Source organism: Bacteroides sp. Ga6A2, from assembly GCF_000702225.1.
Lineage (GTDB): Bacteria > Bacteroidota > Bacteroidia > Bacteroidales > Bacteroidaceae > Ga6A1.
This window is the reverse complement of sequence record NZ_JNKX01000027.1, coordinates 24,438-43,433: the sequence shown is the minus strand read 5'-3', so window position 1 is coordinate 43,433 and position 18,996 is coordinate 24,438. Positions and strand designations below refer to the sequence as shown.

Here is an 18,996-nt window from a genome sequence, read left to right as displayed (position 1 = left end):
AACGAGGAAGTTTTTAAGGCTTCCTCGTTTTCTTTCTTATAAATCTTTCAACGCTTCTTCAGCGACAGATTTTAATTCTTCATTTTTGCTTCCTAGTAATTTTTCGTAGTACTTTTTTGCTTCCTTTTTATTTCCAAATTTCATGTTGATGAATGCGATGTTGCTTATTACAATTTCATCCGAAGGGTCTATTACATGAATTTTCTCAAAAAAGCCAAGTGCCTCTTTTTCGTTTCCACTCATTGCCAAAAGAGCACCTTTGTTATTTAGAAAATACACACTTTCGGGATAATGCGCAAGAAAATCGTCCACGAGAGCCATTGCCAACGAATCCAACTTGTCATCATACAATTCTGCAAAATATCGCTGATATGAATCCGTTAACATTGTCATTCCATCTTGAATAGCCTCGTCGCCCGACCATTTCCACCTGTTGTTGTTTTCTACGGAACGGTCAAGAACCCTGTGAAGTTCTTTCAGAGCCATATCGTACTCACCGCACGAAAACAAAACATGAGTCTTACCAAAAGCCAAATCAGCTCTATCAGGATACTTCAGAATACCCTCGTTTATCCCAAATCGGTTATTAGGATGGCTATTTTCGTGGTTACTTTCATAACCGTTTGATAACAAACACTTTACAAATTGAATTTTCTAATGACCACCATTAGAAAAACGAACTTACAAGTAGCTTACTTTCAAGGCTTTACAAACTTAACCACGGATTTATGTACTTCTAACGACCGATTTGGGTTTATTGTTTTTATGGCAAGATTCAGATTCACACTGTGCATTCCTAAATCTCCAAAATATGCAACAGCATTGCCTGTTGAATCTACAACGGCAAGCGACTCGCCCTTAGGCTGAGAAGACGTGAAAAGAATCGGCTCACTTCTTTTCTTCAAAATATAGTAGTTGAACCATGCGGCATAAACATCGGCTGTTTTTCCCTTTTCATTCTCCCACTTTTTTATGTAAGAGGCGATAGTCGCAGTATCCGAACTGTTTAGCAACTGCACAAAATCCTTGTAATGTTTGTCTTGCGCAAACAAAGGAGTTACAAAAAGTAACAACAAGATAGATAATCCTAATTTTTTCATTATATCAGTTTTACGGTGAATAAAAATATGCCATTTTTTTGTATCTTTTTGTACTAAAAAAGATAAGTATAGCATCTATGACGAAACAAAATTATAAATATTTTCCGATTCTGCAACATTACTACATCAAAAAGAATATCTGGCAAAATAAAAAGGCATGCCGATGAAAAACAACATGCCTTTTTTATTATTGAAATGTGTTATTTATGCTCGCCAAGCATCTTCTCCATCCACACCATGTCGTACCACTTGCCAAACTTCTTTCCGCATTTATGAAAGTGTGCAACTAATTCATAACCAAGTTTTTCATGAAAGTGGACGCTGCCATTTGTAAGATGGTCATCTTCCACCTCGGCATACGAGATACATGCATTGGAATTCAAGATTCCCTGCTCTCTTAAACGCTGTTCGAGGGCTTCGTAAAGCAGACGCCCAACTCCGTTCTGCCTCTTCTGCATATCAACATAAATCGAGGTCTCGACTGCCCACTGATAGGCGGCGCGCTCCTTAAAGGCACTGGCGTATGCGTAACCAACAATTTTTCCGTCCTCTACCGCGGCAATGTAAGGATATTTGCTGCTGATTTTCTTTATTCGCTCTACAAATTCACCAACCGACGGAACGTCATACTCGAACGTTATTGCTGTCTGCTCCACATAAGGAGCGTAAATGTCAAGCAGTTCCTTGGCATCGTCTACCGTTACTTTTCTAATCTCCATTTTTTACTATTCATTTTTCTGCGGCAAATGTACAATAATAATTCAGAAATCCGATAGTCTGACAATAAAAAAAGGCTGCCGCAACGGGCAACCTTTCAGTTTATAACTTTTATCTGTTATCAAATTACTTTTTCCAACTCTGCGATGTTCTTTGAAACGTCTTCGTCGGTAATTTCGAAATCTTGCAGAGAACCAGACAAATACTGGTCGTATGCAGTCATATCGATAAGTCCGTGGCCAGAGAGGTTGAAGAGGATAACCTTCTCCTCGCCTGTCTCCTTGCACTTGTTTGCCTCCTTGATGGTTGCCGCGATGGCATGGCAACTTTCTGGAGCTGGAATGATTCCCTCGGCCTGAGAGAACAGCAAACCAGCCTTGAAAGTCTCAGACTGCTTAACATCGACTGCTTCCATAAGACCGTCCTTCAGCAACTGGCTCACAATAACGCCCGCACCGTGATAGCGCAATCCGCCGGCATGAATGTTTGCAGGCATAAAGTTGTGTCCGAGAGTGAACATTGGTAGCAGCGGAGTATATCCGGCAACATCGCCAAAATCGTACTGGAACACGCCGCGAGTCAATTTCGGACAACTTGCAGGCTCGGCAGCCACAAAGCGAGTCTTCTTGCCTTCGAGAATATTATGACGCATGAATGGGAACGAAATTCCACCGAAGTTACTACCACCGCCAAAGCATCCGATAACAACATCAGGATACTCGCCAGCCTTCTCCATCTGCTTCTCAGCCTCAAGGCCGATAATTGTCTGATGCAGAGCTACATGACTCAACACAGAGCCAAGAGTATAACGGCAGTTTGGAGTGCTTAGAGCCAACTCTATAGCCTCGGAAATGGCAGTTCCGAGCGAGCCCTGATTGTTAGGGTCTTCAGTCAGAATTTTACGACCAGCCTTTGTTGACATTGATGGCGAAGGTGTTACCTGAGCACCGTAAGTCTGCATAATCAGACGGCGATATGGCTTCTGGTTGTAACTGATTTTTACTTGATACACAGCGGCTTCCAACCCGAACACCTTAGCTGCGTAAGAGAGGGCTGCACCCCACTGTCCAGCACCAGTCTCGGTTGTTACGTTGGTTATGCCCTGCTGCTTGCAGTAGTAAGCCTGCGCAAGAGCCGAATTCAATTTGTGTGAACCAACCGGGCTGACACTCTCGTTCTTGAAATAGATGTGCGCCGGTGTGCCAAGAGCCTTCTCCAATCCGTAGGCACGGACAAGCGGAGTTGAACGATAGTATTTGTACATATCGCGAACCTGCTCAGGAATGTCAATCCAAGCATTGGTCTGATCAAGTTCCTGATGACACAGCTCCTTTGCAAAGATTGGGTACAAATCTTCAGGCTTCAGAGCCTCTTTTGTCTGCGGATTCAACGGCGGCATAGGCTTGTTAACCATATCGGCCTGAATGTTATACCACTGAGTCGGAATCTCTTCTTCTGTCAGAAAATATCTCTTTTGTTGTTTGCTCATTGAGTTTTTATCTTTTTTATCAGGTTAATCAAAAAAATTCAGTATCGGAATGCAAAGTAAAATCTTTTTTTTCAAAACCAATAACATTTTATCAATAAAAAGCGTATTTATGTTTTAAAATATTAAATCATTTGCATTTTTAACAGAAAATATTTATTTTTGTGTCTCATTACAATAAACAGAACAATAACAGAAAATGAACATGGACAATAACGAAAAGAATGTAGCCTTGGTTCTTGCAAGCGGAGGAGCAAAGGGATACGCACACATCGGGGCAATCGAGGCTCTCCTTGACGAAGGTTACACAATCACCTCGATAGCCGGGACATCTATGGGAGCACTAATCGGAGGTATCTATGCTGCCGGCGGACTGGAAGAAGTGAAGAAATGGATGTTCGAACTTAACAAAAAGCAAGTTTTCTCGCTCGCCGACTTCAAGATTGGCAGAAGTGGCATATTAAAAGGTGAAAGCGTTATCGAGGCTATGAAAGATATTGTTCCAGACAGAAATATTGAAGAACTTGACATTCCGTTCTGCGCATCGGCAACAGACCTAAACACCGGCTCCGAATATGTTTTCAGAACGGGCAAACTTTACGATGCCATCAGAGCGAGCATATCCGTGCCAATGTTCTTTCATCCAGTTACTTACAAAGGCATGAAACTCATAGACGGCGGAATAACAAACGGGCTACCCCTTAACAGAGTAGCCCGAAATGAAGGCGATATTCTTGTAGCCGTGAATCTGGACAACTATCATCACGAGACGATTTTCAACGAAGAGGTCGTTCCGAAGAAAAAGACAAAATCGAAGAACAAGTTAAGCGGTTTTGTTGAAAACACGCTCGAGAACTTCAAATCGCTCGGCAACAACGTGTCGCAGATAAACGATAGCATTTCAATCTTGATGCGTACAAACGTAAATCTGTCGCTACAACTCAACAAACCAGATATTTACGTCAATATCGACCTGAAAAACAAATTCGGAAGCTATAACTTCGACCATGCCGAAGAGATAGCCCGAATTGGCTACGAGCAAATGCTCGAGAGGCTTAAACAAGTCCAATAATCTCGTTTACCGACTTGTAGCCCTTGCGGTCGAGATATTCGTTTATTCCCTTTGCCACCTTAACCGTTATGGCTGGGTCGATGAAGTTTGCCGTACCAATCTCTACCGCCGTTGCGCCGGCAAGAAGGAATTCTATGGCATCTTCAGCCTTCATAATTCCGCCCAGACCAACAACAGGGATGTTAACGGCGTGAGCAACCTGCCATACCATTCTGAGAGCCAGCGGCTTGACTGCCGGACCGCTCATTCCGCCGGTTTTTGTAGAGATTACAGGCTTCTGCTTTTCAATATCAATAGCCATTCCGAGCACCGTATTTATAAGCGAAACGGCATCTGCTCCGGCACTTTCTACGGCTTTTGCAATACTAACGATGTCGGTTACATTTGGCGTGAGCTTAACAATCAGCGTCTTGTCGTACACCTTTCTTACAGCTTCTACAACCTCGGCCGCGCTCACAGGGTCTACGCCCCACGCCATGCCTCCGCCGCCAGTGCTGCGTTGGTTCGGGCAACTGATATTCAGTTCGATAGCCGGAATTTTATCTAATCCGTTCACAACCTTGGCACACTCAACATAACTCTCAAGAGTTGTTCCACCGAGGTTTACAATCATGTTTGTATCAATATCCTTTACCTTCGGATAAATATTCTCGGCAAAATAATGAACGCCTTTGTTCTGCATTCCAACGGCATTAATCATTCCCATCGGAATCTCAGCCATTCGCGGATAAGGATTTCCCTCGCGATGCTCGATTGTTGTACCTTTCATTATAATGCCGCCGATTTCGTCGAGATTAACAAAATCGGCAAATTCCAATCCGTAGCCGAATGTTCCTGACGCGGTCATCACCGGATTCTTCAGTTCCAGACCGCCCAACTTAACACTTAAATCTGCCATAGTAGTTTTTCGATATTAAAAACAGGACCGTCTTTACATACGCACAGATGTCCTTCAGTAGTATTCTCAACACAACACAGGCACGCGCCCAATCCGCACGCCATCATATTCTCGAGCGATGCCTCGCACTGCACTCCGTTAGCCTTGGCATATTTTGCCACCGAAACCATCATTGGCTTTGGTCCGCAGGTCGATATACGAGTGAATTTCTGGCTTGCCAGAATTGAATGATTCGTAACAAAGCCCTTCTCGCCAAGCGAGCCATCCTCAGTAGTGACGTATACGTTGCCGTATTTCTTGAATTCGTCGAGTTCGAGAACATCGGCAGCCGAACGTGCTCCAAGCAGGAAGGTTGGAACAGCACCGCCTTCAACAAGTCTCTTGCCATATAATAAAAGAGGTGCAGTTCCGGCACCGCCGCCGATAAGCAAAACTTGCTCGCCCTCGACAACTGGCGAAAATCCGTTTCCAAGCGGAAGAACAATGTTTACCGTATCGCCTTCGCTCAATTTTGCAAGTGTTCGTGTTCCCTTGCCGACCAACTGAATGAGAAGCCATAGTTCGTTTGTCTCCTCGTCGACAAAATTTATAGAGATTGGACGACGCAAAAATACATCGCTGTTACCATCAATCCGTACCTCGACAAACTGCCCCGGCAGCATCTCCGGCAACTTATCACCTGAAGTCAACTTTAGTAAAATAAACTTGTCGTTCATCTTAATATTAGCAGAAACCTTCAGATCGAGAATATGTTTCTTTACCATAAAAAGTTTGTTTAATTTTGCTGGTTGCAAAGATATTACAATTAGCGCGTAGTACAAAAAAAGCGCACTTGTTTTTGCTTTACAAATATAGCCAAACAAGTGCACAGATATTTTTCATTTTCGTGTTCCGTCTTTTTTTGAAGCGACAAATATCAATGATTTCCCGGATACAGAATCTGGTAAGTACCGTCGTCGAAAAATACGCGAATTTCAGTAATCTGTCTGAGGAACTGCTTAGGATTGATGTTCTGTACATTCAACGGCTCAGTTCCGTTTTTCTTCGTCGGTTCCCCTTGCTGGTTATGCTGCGAATCAACCGAATAGTTATTGTATATTTTTTGTTTTTTTGATTCCTGCTGATAAACGCCTGCCATCGGCTTCTGACCACCAGCGAACACATCGCTAAGCTGAGGTGAATAAGCATTGGTCTGCTGTGCAGACTTCGTATCGTTAATAAGCGATGACGAACCAGACTGTTGGTAAGTACTGTCTGATATCTGCGCCTCTGGCGCAGCCTCGAAAAGTGATTGCGAGACACCATTATGTACGCTGTCGTTTACCGGATTTATACAATAAGGTGTATTATCCCCGTCAGGGGTCGACGAATTTACACCATTATTATATGTATCTGCGTTAAGCAGATTTCCAGATGCGGCAGCATATTCTCCTGTGCCCTCAACCAGCCAATCGAATGTTACGTCAGGAAAACGCTTCAATATTTTCTGGACTATTGGTAGGGTAGCGTTGTTACGCCCAGAAAGTATATGAGACAAACTTGCCTGAGAAATTCCAATTGCCTCGGCAAAACTTTTAGGGCTCAAACCCTTTACTTGCATTATGTGGTTTATGCGATCCTTCATTTTTTACTGTATTTTTGAAAAACTTTACAAAAGTAAGCATAATTTACAACTTAACAAAATTTTACATGTATAAATTTATACCAAATTCACATTGTTTACAAATGTATTGTTTTGTTTTTACTTTATATATTTGCAGATGTAAAATAATAAGCTATAGTTTTGTAAATTACATTGATGTATAAGACCTTAAATAATATGTATAACACACATAATTAAGATGTTACAGATGTATAAAAAGTCATTTTATCCCAATTTTACAAGCAATATAAACCAAAATGAATAATTTACAAGTATTTAGCACTTAAAACAGACTAATAAAACAGGTTATTTCAATATAATTCAGCGAATTACAAGCGTCGAAAAAATATGCATAAATATAAATTTACTTATGTTTATTAATGTAAATTAATATAAAAGCTTAATATATTTTACATTTGTAATATTACAAAAAGTGCGATTCAATTCTTTATTATTTACATTTGTTAACCACATAAACATTTAACAAATGTAATATAATACTATTATAACTTTACAAACATAAATTCAAATAATTAAAACTCATCAGATTATTTAAATTTTGAAAAATCCGAACAACCGTTCATTCCGACTTCAAATTTTAAAATCTCATGCATGTTGAATTTACAGAAATCCGTTACAGAATAGTATTTTAAGCACATTTTTAACCACCTATCCAAATCCTCAAAATAGACTAAAACAGAATCATTTTTAAGCAGAATTTACGACTTCCCCACCATAAAACATCCCGAAAATCACATTTTCGGAGCACAGAAATACAGATTTTACATTTGTTCAACTCTTCAGAACGAACAAAAGAAAAATCTCTGCCAATATTCATCAAAATACAGGCAGAGATTCTTGTTCGGATTTTTCCCCGAAATAGAGATTACGAAATTTTACACTAAGATAACGACACCAAAAACTAATGCAGAATATAATAAACAAGTTCGCGCAGAAGGTCGGAATCTGAAGCACCACCATTCCCTACGCCTTTCGATTTTGCATCCGTTGCCCTCAAGCCACCAATTATATTCATACACTTAACACCGTTGAAAACCCTCATCCCTTTCAGGTATGGTTCTACCCTATATCGTATCTGACCGGGTGCACCCTTAATGTCTAAAAATTGTGCAATTCCGGCTTCAGTTTTTTGCGGCGCATAATAGGCAACCATCAAATTTGAGAAGTACGAATACAGTGCTCCGATTGTAAGAACCAACGGATTGGATTTCGGATTAGCCTCGAAATAGTTTACAATTCTGTTAGCCTTCAATACATCTTTATTAATGAGAGCATCACGCAGTTCAAAGACGTTAAATTCCTTACTTATGCCAATGTTCTTTTCTACATCTTCGGGACGAATAATATTTCTGCCAGACGGCATTGTCAATGCAAGTTTTTCAATCTCGCCGTCCATGCGGTTTAGGTCATTTCCAACATATTCGCACATCAGATTCAGAGCCTGCGCATCAATCTGAACCTTGCGACGCTGACAGCATCCCTTCACAAAATCGGGAAGTTGATTGTCGTAGAGTTTCCTTGATTCGTACAGCACGCCAACCTTTGCAATTATCGGAGCCAGTTTCTTTCTTCTGTCCAAAGTCTTACCCTTCATGCACACTATAAGAACGGTGCTTGGCATTGGCTTTTGCAGATAAAATTCGAGAGCTTCGATATCCTTAACATTCTGGGCTTCGCGAAGCACGACCACCTGCCGTTCTGCCATCATCGGATAGCGTTTGCAGGCGTTTATAACATCGCCAATCTGAGTTTCCTGCGTGCCATAGACGATGGTGAGATTAAATTCCCTGTCCTCTGGCTTCTGCGCCACATCCATTATATAGTCAGAGATGCGGTCGATATAGTAAGGCTCTTCACCCATCAGAAAATAGATTGGCGCAAAGTTGCCGTCTTTAACATCCTTTATTATTTCTTGATATGTTATATCCTTTGCCATTTTGTAATTTATGCGTATTTTTGCCACGAAAAATTAGAAATGCAAACATACACAAAAAATTCTTATGAAGCAACTCAATCTTCCACCTTTTAAATACAAAGTGATAAAGCAGAACGGCAAGCCTGCGATTTTCGATGTCATAAGAAAAAAATATGTGGCGCTGACTCCGGAAGAATGGGTAAGACAGCATTTCGTTCATTATCTGATTGAGCACAAAGGCTACCCTGCCGCACTAATGGCAAACGAGATGGCGATAACGCTTAACGGCATGACGCGCCGATGCGATTCGGTCTTGTACGATATAAAAATGCAGCCAAGGATGATTATCGAGTACAAGGCGGCAACCGTGCCGATTACTCAGCAAGTTTTTCAGCAGATATGTTCGTACAACTTTGTTTTAAAAGTAAAATGGCTGATTGTAAGCAACGGTTTACAACATTATTGTTGCTATTTACATCCTGAAACACAACAATTTACCTTTGTAAAAGATATTCCATTTTACGAAGAATTATGACTTTACGGAAGTTTACCTTCAGACAAAATTGCGCATTTTTCGGCTTTTACACTCGAAAAAAGCGCGATTTTCTTAAAAAGCCGAATAGCCAGTGAAAAAAATCACCGGCTATTCTCCAATAGTCTAAATCAAGACTAAGGGGACCCAGCTTCGCGGGCTGGTTTCAATGGTCATATCTCCCATGTCCCCAAAATACACCATAATTTTCAGCCAGCAAAATTTTCACAGAAGTTTTTTTACTACTTCACAAAAAGGTCCCACAACTAAAAAGTCGCGGGGCTTGAATATTTCTTGAAATGAGATAGAATTACTCCTCAGTCTTACGACGACGGATGCTTCTCTTCTTTGGCTTCTCCTCTGATGCCGATGCAGTATCAAGTTTAACACCAGCAAGTTCTGGGTCGATCATGATTCTACCGCAATACTCGCAAACGATAATTTTCTTGCGCATACGGATATCCAACTGACGCTGTGGCGGAATCTTGTTGAAGCAACCACCGCACGCATCACGCTCAACATAAACAATACCAAGACCGTTGCGGCTGTTCTTGCGGATACGCTTGAAAGCAGTGAGCAGACGAGAGTCGTCGAATGAAGCCTCGAGGTTCTTAGCCTTCTCACGGAGAGACTCCTCCTCAGCCTTAGTCTCGGCAACGATTTCCTCAAGTTCGGTACGCTTTACGTCGAGATCCTTCTCGCGCTCAACAAGAAGCGCGCTGCTTCGGCTGATTTCGTCCTGCTTCTGAGCGATGCTCTGGCCTGCCTCTCTGATTTTCTTCTCGCAAAGTTCAATTTCAAGACCCGTAAACTCAATCTCCTTGTTAAGAGTATCGTACTCACGGTTGTTGCGAACATTGTCGAGCTGCGACTTGTAACGGGCAATCATTGCCTCGTTCTCGCCTATGGCATGCTCTTTTTCCTTAATGGCATTGTCCAATGCCTCGATGTCGCTCTGAGCCTTTTCGATACGAGTCTTCAGACCCTCGATTTCATCCTCAAGATCCTGAACCTCAAGAGGAAGTTCACCACGCAAAGTTTTAATTTTGTCAATCTCAGACAACAGTGTCTGCAACTGATACAAGGCTTTCAATCTTGCCTCTACCGACATTTCTGCCTCTTTCTTTTCTCTAGCCATTTTATAAATAAATTATAGGATTAGTGTTTACATTTGTCACAAAGACAGGTACGTTTGTATCCACTTCCTTTATAATTGATGTAAATATTTCTGTCGTAAACTGCTCGCTCTCGTAGTGTCCGAGTGCGCAGAGCATCATTTTGTCGTCGTAGCCGAAATAATCGTGATACTTTATCTCGCCCGTAACAAAGGCATCTGCCCCACTTCTCAACGCATCGCCAATTAAGAACGCGCCGGCTCCTCCGCAGAGGGCAACCTTTCTTATCGTTCCGCCGAAAGCGTTGTGCGCCAGAGCCTTTACGTTGAACGTACGTTTCAGAAATCTCACAAAATCTTCAGCCGAAAGCGGAGTCGGAAGATTTCCAATCAGTCCGTCGCCAGAACCTTCGGCAAAGCGTGGGTTGATAATCTCGCAATCGGCAAGTCCGATTTTTTCGGCCATTTTGTACATAACCCCGTTCTTTGCCGAATCAAGATTTGTATGTGCCGAATAAATAGAGATTCCGTTACGTATTGCCATAGCTATGCAGCGTTCAACATACGTTGTGCCGGTTATGTGCTTCACACCTCTGAAAATCAGCGGATGGTGCGAGATTATTAGGTTGCAGTTTTTCTCAACCGCCTCCCGAATCACAGGCTCGGTCACGTCCAAACACAACAATACCCCTGTAACTTCTTCCGTCTCTGTTAATCCGATTTGCAGGCCGGCATTATCATAGTCTTCCTGCAATGGCAGAGGCGCGAAATTCTCAAGGGCATTCACAATTTCCTTAATTATCATTTATTCGCTCCTTATTTGTAGCGCGCGAAAGCAATAAAGATATTGCCTCCACTTAAATTTGGCGCAAAAGTAACCATTTTATTTTGAAACAACAAATTTTTTTCGCACCATTTAAAAAATAGCATTATCTTTGTGCTCAAAACAACAAAATATGGCTCTTACATATAGCAAAAAGGAAGATGACTTTGCAAAAATAAGCACTTTGAAGTTTAACATTGTTGAAGACACCGTTAAGCCCAAACGTTTTCTGCCAGCCGAGTGGTTTCCGCAGAGCGGCGTTCAGTTAACGTGGCCTAACAAAGATACCGACTGGAACTATATATTGGACGAGGTGGTGGATTGCTACAAAAAGATGGCTTTCAACATAGCCTCGCGCGAGCATCTGCTCATCGTGGCAGCCGACGTCGAGAGTGTACGCTCGGAGCTTAGCGCAACTTTTCCTTCGCACGTTTTTGCAAACATCACTTTTGCCGAAATGCCTATAAACGACACATGGGCAAGAGACCACGGTTTTATAACTGTAATTTCCGACGAATCACCTCTTTTGATGGACTACACCTTCAACGGATGGGGAATGAAATTTGCCGCAAACCTCGACAATCAGATTAACAAGACCTTATATAATAACGGATTTTTCTGGGGAAAATACTGCAACAATCAGGATTTTGTGCTCGAAGGCGGCTCTATCGAAAGCGACGGATGTGGCACTCTGCTTACAACGAGCGAATGTCTTCTGTCTGAAAACAGAAACAGTACGCTCTCGAAAGAGCAGATTGAAAGCCAACTGAAGCACGACTTCTGCGTTGAGCGCGTGCTGTGGCTCGACCACGGATATCTTAGCGGCGATGATACTGACAGTCACATAGATACACTCGCACGTCTCTGCCCTAACGATACAATCGTCTATGTCAGATGCACCGACAAAGACGATGAACATTTCGAAGAACTCAACAAGATGGAAGAACAGTTAAAACAGTTCAAGACATCCGACGGCAATCCGTACCGACTGCTCGCGCTGCCGATGGCAGACGAAATTGTGTTCGACGGCGAAAGACTGCCTGCAACATACGCCAACTTTCTGATTATAAACAAGGCGGTGCTCTACCCTACATATAATCAGCCAGATAATGACGAAAAGGCAAAGGAAGTGCTTCAGCAAGCATTTCCAGAATATGAAATTGTGGGCATAGACTGCACACCTCTTATAAAACAACACGGCTCACTTCATTGTTGCACAATGCAATTTCCGAAGGGAGTTCTGATACAATAGACGAAAGAAAATGAACAAGTTAAAAGTAGGAATAATACAGCAAGCCAATTCTGCAAACGTCGAAGACAATTGCAACCGACTTGCACAACGCATAGCAAAACTTGCACAGCAGGGCGCACAACTCGTTGTTTTGCAAGAACTTCACAACAGCCTGTACTTCTGTCAGACTGAAAATGTCGATTTATTCAATCTGGCATCGCCAATCCCAGGCAAGGATACCGAGTTTTATAGCAAGGTTGCCAAGGAGAACGGCGTGGTGCTGGTTACATCGCTTTTCGAGAAACGCGCCGCAGGATTGTATCATAACACAGCCGTTGTTTTCGAGAAGGACGGTAGCATCGCCGGAAAATACCGCAAGATGCACATTCCCGACGACCCAGCATACTACGAGAAATTCTACTTCACCCCAGGCGACTTGGGCTTCCACCCTATCCAGACATCTGTAGGAAAACTCGGAGTGCAGGTATGTTGGGACCAGTGGTATCCAGAGGGAGCAAGACTGATGGCTCTTCAGGGTGCGGAGATTCTGATTTACCCAACCGCCATTGGTTGGGAGAGCAGTGACACCGACGACGAGAAAGCCCGTCAGCGCGAGGCATGGATAACCGTTCAGCGCGGCCATGCCGTAGCCAACGGCCTGCCAGTGATAACCGTAAACCGCGTTGGTCACGAACCTGACCCATCGGGACAGACAAACGGAATCCAATTCTGGGGAAGCAGTTTCGTTGCCGGTCCGCAAGGCGAATTCATCGTTCAGGCATCGTCAAACAAGGAAGAAGACATTCTGACAGAAATCGATCTTGAACGCAGCGAAAACGTAAGAAGATGGTGGCCATTCCTCCGCGACAGGCGCATCGAGGAGTTCACACCTCTTACAAAAAGGTTTATAGACTAACAAAAAGATATTTTATTCTTGAAATAAAACTCAAAATGATAGTCTTAAACAAGATTATCTTACAAAATTACAGCTAAAGATTGAGTATCAAATTACATTTTGTATAAAAAGTAATGCGATTTCGTTACAAAATAGCATCAATCTAAGCAGAATAGTTACAAATTAAAAGCAGAACAAGAAAATCTACAATTAAAAAGACAGAACAAATCAAGAAATTGAATTAAATTGCTACTTTTGCATCGTAAAAAGTAATTTTTTGATAACGAAACAGAGTTATATGATGATAAAGTTCACCAAGATGCATGGAGCGGGAAACGATTACATTTATGTATACACTCCCGAGAACCAGATAAGCAATCCGTCGCAAACGGCTATCGAATGGAGCAAGCCTCATTTCGGTATAGGTTCAGACGGCCTTATTCTGATTGGTGACAGTGAGATTGCCGATTTCAGTATGCACATTTACAACAACGACGGCTCGGAGGCCATGATGTGCGGAAACGGCGTGAGATGCGTTGCTAAGTTCGTTTACGACAAGGGGCTGACAGACAAGAAAGAAATATCGGTCGAGACTTTGTCGGGAATCAAAAAAATACAAGTTAATACCGACTCTGACAACAAGGTTGTGAGCGGAAGAGTGGATATGGGCGAGCCGATTCTCGAAGACAAGAATCAGTTGGCAACACAAACCGGAAAGATGATTGCCGGAACCGTAAAAACCGACACAAAGGAATACACAGGAACGTTTGTAAGCATGGGCAATCCCCACTTCGTTACATTCGTCGACGACATCGATTCTGTAGATGTTGCTTCGGAAGGCAAAAACCTCGAATTCAACCCGTTATTTCCACAGCGATGCAACATTGAGTTTGTACAGGTAATGCCCGACGGCTCGCTGCGAATGAGAGTTTGGGAGCGCGGAAGCGGAATAACCTTCGCCTGCGGAACAGGTGGATGCGCCACAGCCGTGGCTGCCGTTCTTAACAAAAAGGCAGGACGAACATCGCACGTTGTAATGGACGGCGGAACGTTGCTCTACGAATGGGACGAGGAATCGAATCACGTTTTCATGACCGGACCGACGACCACAGTTTTCGAAGGAGAAATTGAACTGAAGGCATAAAAACAACGCAAACAAGACAACACATAAAAGAAAATAGGTATATGGCATTAGTTAACGAAAATTTCTTGAAGTTACCACAGAACTACTTGTTCTCTGATATCGCCAAAAAGGTAAACGGATTTAAAATAGCACATCCAAAAGCAAACATAATCCGACTTGGAATTGGCGACGTAACACTGCCGCTTGCACCGGCTGTAATCGAGGCAATGCACAAGGCAACAGACGAACTTGCCGACAAAAAGACATTCCGCGGATACGGTCCTGAGCACGGATACGACTTTCTGCAAGAGGCTATCATCAAGAACGACTTCGCTCCTCGCGGCATTCATCTCGAACCAAACGAGATTTTCATCAACGACGGAGCAAAAAGCGATACAGGCAACATAGGCGACATCCTCGGTCTTGACAACAGCATAGGAGTAACCGACCCAATCTACCCTGTCTACATCGACAGCAACGCTATGTGCGGAAGAGCGGGCGACCTCATCGACGGAAAATGGACAAACATCGTTTACATGCCATGCACCAAGGAAAACAACTTCGTGCCACAGATTCCCGACAAGAGAGTGGACATAATATATCTGTGTTATCCTAACAACCCAACAGGAACGGTCATCACCAAAGCCGAACTGAAAAAATGGGTCGACTACGCTCTGAAAAACGATACGATAATAATGTACGATGCCGCATACGAGGCATACATTCAGAATCCTGAAATTCCACATTCAATATACGAAATCAGAGGAGCGAAAAAGGTTGCGATAGAGTTCCATTCATACTCAAAGACAGCCGGATTCACTGGCGTACGATGCGGATATACCGTTGTGCCTAACGAACTTACGGCAACGACAATCGACGGCAAGCGAATTCCTCTCAACCAACTTTGGAACCGCCGTCAGTGTACCAAGTTCAACGGAACATCATACATTACACAGCGCGGAGCCGAAGCCACTTACTCTGCCGAAGGCAAGAAGCAGGTAAAGGAAACCATCGACTACTACATGACCAACGCCAAGATAATGCGCGAGTCGCTCAGTTCGATAGGACTGAACGTGTACGGCGGAACAGACGCACCGTACATCTGGCTCGAAACGCCGAACAACATGCCAAGCTGGAAGTTCTTCGAATCGATGCTGTATCAGGCAAACGTGGTGAGCACTCCGGGAGTGGGATTCGGTCCGAGCGGCGAAGGATATCTGCGACTCACGGCTTTCGGAAACCGCGAAGACTGCGAAGAGGCAATGGCAAGGCTGAAAAAATGGCTCGGCTAACCGTCTCAGAAACAAAGAGAAAAAAACATCCCTGAGCAGACTTGGTTGCTCTCTCAGGGAACGAAATATAAATTTAACAATCAATAAAAAATTGACTTATGTCATCAAAACTAAGATTCAAGGTTGTTGAGGAGGCTTTCAAAAAGAAAGCACTCGACGTTGAAGCTCCAAAAGAGAGACCTTCAGAGTACTTTGCAAAGTACGTGTTCAACAAGCAGAAGATGTTCAAGTATCTTCCTGCCAACGTGTACGCAAAAATGTGCGATGTAATCGATAATGGCGCTCCACTCGACCGTTCCATTGCCGATGCTGTGGCTGCGGGAATGAAGAAATGGGCCATGGAAATGGGTGTTACACACTACACTCACTGGTTCCAGCCTCTGACAGAAGGAACAGCCGAGAAGCACGACGGCTTTGTAGAGCACGACTGGAAGGGCGGCATGGTAGAGGAATTCGAAGGAAAACTCCTCGTACAGCAGGAACCGGATGCTTCATCTTTCCCTAACGGTGGCATACGTTCAACTTTCGAGGCTCGCGGATATTCGGCTTGGGATCCAGCATCACCGGTATTCATCGTTGATGACACTCTGATGATTCCTACCGTATTCATCTCATACACAGGCGAGGCTCTCGACTACAAGGCTCCTCTGAAGAAGTCGCTCCGCGCCATCTCTCAGGCAGCCCTTGACGTTGTTAAATTCTTCAACCCTGAAGTAAAGAAGGTTCAGAGCAACCTTGGCTGGGAGCAGGAATACTTCCTCGTAGATGAAGGTCTTTACGCAGTACGTCCTGACTTGTTGCTTACTGGCCGTACACTTATGGGACACGATTCTGCAAAGAACCAGCAGATGGACGACCACTACTTCGGTGCTATCCCAAGTCGTGTGGCTGCATTCATGAAGGAACTCGAAATCAAGGCTCTCGAACTTGGTATCCCTTGCAAGACTCGCCACAACGAGGTTGCTCCTAACCAGTTTGAGCTTGCACCTATCTTCGAGGAAACAAACCTTGCCGTTGACCACAACATGCTTATTATGGGCTTGATGCGTAAGATTGCGCGCAAGCACGGATTCCGTTGTCTGCTTCACGAGAAGCCATTTGCAGGCGTAAACGGTTCAGGAAAGCACAACAACTGGTCGCTTTCAACAGATACAGGCATCGTTCTTCATGCACCGGGCAAAGACCCTATCAGCAACCTTCGCTTTGTTACATTCATCGTTGAGACATTGATGGGTGTTTACAAGCACAACGGACTTCTGAAGGCTTCTATCATGAGCGCGACAAATGCTCATCGTCTGGGCGCAAACGAGGCACCTCCTGCAATAGTTTCTTCATTCCTTGGCAAGCAGCTTACAGAGGTTCTCAACCACATCGAGAACTCTAATGACGACGAGGATGTTATCGTAAAGGGCAAGCACGGCATGAAGCTCGATATTCCTTCTATCCCAGAGCTTTTGATTGATAACACAGACCGTAACCGTACTTCGCCATTCGCCTTCACCGGAAACCGTTTCGAGTTCCGCGCCGTAGGTTCTGAGGCAAACTGCGCATCTGCAATGATTGCACTTAACACAGCGGTTGCAGAGGCTCTTTCAGACTTCAAGAAGCGCGTAGACGCTCTTATCGAGAAGGGCACTCCAAAGGTAACAGCAATCCTTTCTGTTCTTCGCGAGGATATCAAGACTTGCAAGCCTATCCGCTTCGACGGCAACGGCTACTCTGACGAGTGGGTTGAGGAGGCTGCAAAGCGCGGTCTCGACACAGAAAAGAGCTGCCCAGTAATCTTCGACCGTTACCTCGACGAGGCATCAATCAAGATGTTCGAGTCAATGAATGTAATGACAAAGAAGGAACTTGAGGCTCGCAACGAAATCAAGTGGGAGACTTATACAAAGAAGATTCAGATTGAGGCTCGTATCTTCGGCGATCTTGCCCTCAACCACATCCTGCCTGTTGCAACAAAGTACCAGAGCTCACTCATCGACAATGTTCACAAGTTGCTCGAAATCTTCCCTAAGGAGAAGGCTTCAAAACTTGCCGAGAACAACCTGAACATCATCGAGAAGATTTCAGAGCACTCTGCATACATCTCAGAGCACGTAGAGAAGCTTGTTGACGCCCGCAAGGCTGCAAACAAGATTGAGAGCGAGCGCGAAAAAGCTATCGCATATCACGACAACGTAGCTCCACTGCTCGAGGATATCAGATACCACATCGACAAACTCGAACTAATTGTCGAGGATGATATGTGGACTCTGCCAAAGTACAGAGAATTATTATTTATGAGATAAAATAGAGTTATCTATTTCTTTTGTTGGTTGTTTTTAAATTAGCAAAGTCATCACCTGCGAAGGTTATGACTTTGCTGCTTTTTTATAACTACTAATCCTAACAAGAGTCACAACCCCCGCATACTTGTTGAAATGGTAACATATACTACAAATCCAAAGTTGGTTCTTTTTGATAATTCATAACGAGACGAAAACATTTCTGCATCGTCACAAGACCAATTCCTTGGTATTCGATAAGGGCAATCATAGACTTAACATTGTCAATATTAACAGCCTTGTCAATAGTGTCTATTTGCTTCTGTTGTCTTATACCAAGGTGTTTCTTTCTATCCGCATTTGGTATCTCATTCCATTTTGCCTTAAAGGTTTCAAACAAATCATCTGGAGCCATAGGATCGTACATGAATATCTCAACAGGAATATCACATTTAGAAAGATAACGTAACATAATGTCCATCACCTTATCTTTGTCAAGTCCACCATTATTCGCCCCTAGAAGAGGAAAAGCAATAGAAGTAATACCTTTTTCTTTATAAGTGTCAAGAAACTTTTGAAGCCCCTGTTCAATATATTCGTACTCACTAGGAAGTTTCCAGTGTGTTTTTGTTGGAAAATTCAAGACCCATGGATCAGATGATTCTCCTTTGTATATCCATAACTTTCCTATAGCAATTAACTTTTGCTTGCAATAATTCTGATAAACTTCAAACATTGAAGGATATCTAAGTTTGAAAACTAATGCAATCCCTTTTCCCATTACACCTACACAGTTAACCGTATTAACTATTGTCTGTGCTTTTGTATTAAAAATATTACCTTTAATAATTGTTACGTTATTAGCCAT

Annotated in this window: 18 protein-coding genes; 7 read left to right on the top strand and 11 right to left on the bottom strand. The window is 43.2% G+C overall.

The features are described from left to right. Window positions 1–36: 36 nt before the first annotated feature. The 4 genes from T538_RS0108065 to T538_RS0108050 form a co-directional block, all read right to left on the bottom strand. A complete protein-coding gene (locus T538_RS0108065; protein WP_155993071.1) occupies window positions 37–486 on the bottom strand; it encodes a tetratricopeptide repeat protein in 450 nt (149 codons plus the stop codon). Window positions 487–698: 212 nt separating this feature from the next. Next, window positions 699–1,100 (bottom strand): hypothetical protein, encoded by a 402-nt coding sequence (locus tag T538_RS0108060; RefSeq protein WP_155993069.1) that lies wholly within the window; start codon window positions 1,098–1,100, stop codon window positions 699–701. A gap of 200 nt (window positions 1,101–1,300) precedes the next feature. Then, window positions 1,301–1,819: a GNAT family N-acetyltransferase gene (locus T538_RS0108055; RefSeq protein WP_031535985.1), complete on the bottom strand. Its 519-nt coding sequence runs from the start codon at window positions 1,817–1,819 to the stop codon at window positions 1,301–1,303. Between the two features lie 119 nt (window positions 1,820–1,938). After that, window positions 1,939–3,306, bottom strand: a complete 1,368-nt coding sequence (locus T538_RS0108050; protein WP_031535987.1) for a TrpB-like pyridoxal phosphate-dependent enzyme — start codon at window positions 3,304–3,306, stop codon at window positions 1,939–1,941. 202 nt (window positions 3,307–3,508) lie between these two features. Here T538_RS0108050 and T538_RS0108045 point away from each other — a divergent pair, with 202 nt between their 5' ends. Next, the gene (locus T538_RS0108045; RefSeq protein ID WP_051655969.1) at window positions 3,509–4,375 is read left to right on the top strand and encodes a patatin-like phospholipase family protein; all 867 of its coding nucleotides are present in this window, start codon (window positions 3,509–3,511) and stop codon (window positions 4,373–4,375) included. Here the strand turns inward: T538_RS0108045 and T538_RS0108040 are convergent. The 4 genes from T538_RS0108040 to holA all read right to left on the bottom strand — a co-directional run bounded on the left by T538_RS0108040 (window position 4,359) and on the right by holA (window position 8,872). Then, window positions 4,359–5,273 (bottom strand): dihydroorotate dehydrogenase, encoded by a 915-nt coding sequence (locus T538_RS0108040; RefSeq protein WP_031535991.1) that lies wholly within the window; start codon window positions 5,271–5,273, stop codon window positions 4,359–4,361. The two genes, T538_RS0108045 and T538_RS0108040, sit on opposite strands and share 17 nt — an antisense overlap. Next, window positions 5,261–6,037 carry a dihydroorotate dehydrogenase electron transfer subunit gene (locus tag T538_RS0108035; RefSeq protein ID WP_031535993.1) on the bottom strand — a complete coding sequence of 259 codons (777 nt, stop codon included), beginning with the start codon at window positions 6,035–6,037 and terminating at the stop codon, window positions 5,261–5,263. The genes T538_RS0108040 and T538_RS0108035 overlap by 13 nt, the downstream gene beginning before the upstream one ends. Window positions 6,038–6,189: 152 nt before the next feature. Next, a complete protein-coding gene (locus tag T538_RS17685; protein WP_051655962.1) occupies window positions 6,190–6,897 on the bottom strand; it encodes a helix-turn-helix domain-containing protein in 708 nt (235 codons plus the stop codon). A gap of 940 nt (window positions 6,898–7,837) precedes the next feature. Further along, a complete protein-coding gene (gene holA / locus T538_RS0108025) occupies window positions 7,838–8,872 on the bottom strand; it encodes a DNA polymerase III subunit delta (RefSeq protein WP_031535997.1) in 1,035 nt (344 codons plus the stop codon). A 64-nt stretch (window positions 8,873–8,936) separates the two neighbouring features. Here holA and T538_RS0108020 point away from each other — a divergent pair, with 64 nt between their 5' ends. Next, window positions 8,937–9,386 (top strand): type I restriction enzyme HsdR N-terminal domain-containing protein, encoded by a 450-nt coding sequence (locus T538_RS0108020; RefSeq protein WP_031535999.1) that lies wholly within the window; start codon window positions 8,937–8,939, stop codon window positions 9,384–9,386. Window positions 9,387–9,693: 307 nt separating this feature from the next. Here the strand turns inward: T538_RS0108020 and T538_RS0108015 are convergent, their stop codons facing one another. After that, a complete protein-coding gene (locus T538_RS0108015) occupies window positions 9,694–10,521 on the bottom strand; it encodes a zinc ribbon domain-containing protein (protein WP_031536001.1) in 828 nt (275 codons plus the stop codon). A 1-nt stretch (window position 10,522) separates the two neighbouring features. After that, entirely contained in the window at window positions 10,523–11,302 is a 780-nt protein-coding gene (locus T538_RS0108010; protein WP_031536003.1) for a Nif3-like dinuclear metal center hexameric protein, read from the bottom strand. Window positions 11,303–11,453: 151 nt separating this feature from the next. On the opposite strand from T538_RS0108010, the gene T538_RS0108000 reads away from it, so the two are divergent. The 5 genes from T538_RS0108000 (at window position 11,454) to T538_RS0107980 (ending at window position 18,152) form a co-directional block, all read left to right on the top strand. Beyond that, window positions 11,454–12,572: an agmatine deiminase family protein gene (locus tag T538_RS0108000; RefSeq protein WP_031536005.1), complete on the top strand. Its 1,119-nt coding sequence runs from the start codon at window positions 11,454–11,456 to the stop codon at window positions 12,570–12,572. A gap of 10 nt (window positions 12,573–12,582) precedes the next feature. Beyond that, the gene (locus T538_RS0107995) at window positions 12,583–13,467 is read left to right on the top strand and encodes a carbon-nitrogen hydrolase (protein WP_031536007.1); all 885 of its coding nucleotides are present in this window, start codon (window positions 12,583–12,585) and stop codon (window positions 13,465–13,467) included. Window positions 13,468–13,744: 277 nt separating this feature from the next. Then, window positions 13,745–14,590 (top strand): diaminopimelate epimerase, encoded by an 846-nt coding sequence (gene dapF, locus T538_RS0107990; protein WP_031536009.1) that lies wholly within the window; start codon window positions 13,745–13,747, stop codon window positions 14,588–14,590. A gap of 41 nt (window positions 14,591–14,631) precedes the next feature. Beyond that, window positions 14,632–15,861, top strand: a complete 1,230-nt coding sequence (locus tag T538_RS0107985) for an LL-diaminopimelate aminotransferase (protein ID WP_031536011.1) — start codon at window positions 14,632–14,634, stop codon at window positions 15,859–15,861. Window positions 15,862–15,959: 98 nt separating this feature from the next. Then, window positions 15,960–18,152: a glutamine synthetase III family protein gene (locus tag T538_RS0107980; RefSeq protein ID WP_031536013.1), complete on the top strand. Its 2,193-nt coding sequence runs from the start codon at window positions 15,960–15,962 to the stop codon at window positions 18,150–18,152. Between the two features lie 145 nt (window positions 18,153–18,297). Here the strand turns inward: T538_RS0107980 and T538_RS0107975 are convergent, their stop codons facing one another. After that, window positions 18,298–18,996, bottom strand: coding sequence for a macro domain-containing protein (locus T538_RS0107975; protein WP_031536015.1), 699 nt, complete (start codon window positions 18,994–18,996; stop codon window positions 18,298–18,300).

Bases quoted from the DNA above. Each gene is read 5' to 3' on its own strand.
- T538_RS0108045 (WP_051655969.1), top strand. From the start codon at position 3,509: ATGGACAATAACGAAAAGAATGTAGCCTTGGTTCTTGCAAGCGGAGGA.
- T538_RS0107985 (WP_031536011.1), top strand. From the start codon at position 14,632: ATGGCATTAGTTAACGAAAATTTCTTGAAGTTACCACAGAACTACTTG.
- T538_RS0107995 (WP_031536007.1), top strand. From the start codon at position 12,583: ATGAACAAGTTAAAAGTAGGAATAATACAGCAAGCCAATTCTGCAAAC.
- T538_RS0107980 (WP_031536013.1), top strand. From the start codon at position 15,960: ATGTCATCAAAACTAAGATTCAAGGTTGTTGAGGAGGCTTTCAAAAAG.
- T538_RS0108060 (WP_155993069.1), bottom strand. From the start codon at position 1,100: ATGAAAAAATTAGGATTATCTATCTTGTTGTTACTTTTTGTAACTCCT.
- T538_RS0108040 (WP_031535991.1), bottom strand. From the start codon at position 5,273: ATGGCAGATTTAAGTGTTAAGTTGGGCGGTCTGGAACTGAAGAATCCG.
- T538_RS0108065 (WP_155993071.1), bottom strand. From the start codon at position 486: ATGGCTCTGAAAGAACTTCACAGGGTTCTTGACCGTTCCGTAGAAAAC.
- T538_RS0108050 (WP_031535987.1), bottom strand. From the start codon at position 3,306: ATGAGCAAACAACAAAAGAGATATTTTCTGACAGAAGAAGAGATTCCG.
- T538_RS0108055 (WP_031535985.1), bottom strand. From the start codon at position 1,819: ATGGAGATTAGAAAAGTAACGGTAGACGATGCCAAGGAACTGCTTGAC.
- T538_RS0108035 (WP_031535993.1), bottom strand. From the start codon at position 6,037: ATGGTAAAGAAACATATTCTCGATCTGAAGGTTTCTGCTAATATTAAG.
- T538_RS0108000 (WP_031536005.1), top strand. From the start codon at position 11,454: ATGGCTCTTACATATAGCAAAAAGGAAGATGACTTTGCAAAAATAAGC.
- T538_RS0108020 (WP_031535999.1), top strand. From the start codon at position 8,937: ATGAAGCAACTCAATCTTCCACCTTTTAAATACAAAGTGATAAAGCAG.
- dapF (WP_031536009.1), top strand. From the start codon at position 13,745: ATGATGATAAAGTTCACCAAGATGCATGGAGCGGGAAACGATTACATT.
- T538_RS0107975 (WP_031536015.1), bottom strand. From the start codon at position 18,996: ATGGCTAATAACGTAACAATTATTAAAGGTAATATTTTTAATACAAAA.
- T538_RS0108010 (WP_031536003.1), bottom strand. From the start codon at position 11,302: ATGATAATTAAGGAAATTGTGAATGCCCTTGAGAATTTCGCGCCTCTG.
- T538_RS17685 (WP_051655962.1), bottom strand. From the start codon at position 6,897: ATGAAGGATCGCATAAACCACATAATGCAAGTAAAGGGTTTGAGCCCT.
- holA (WP_031535997.1), bottom strand. From the start codon at position 8,872: ATGGCAAAGGATATAACATATCAAGAAATAATAAAGGATGTTAAAGAC.
- T538_RS0108015 (WP_031536001.1), bottom strand. From the start codon at position 10,521: ATGGCTAGAGAAAAGAAAGAGGCAGAAATGTCGGTAGAGGCAAGATTG.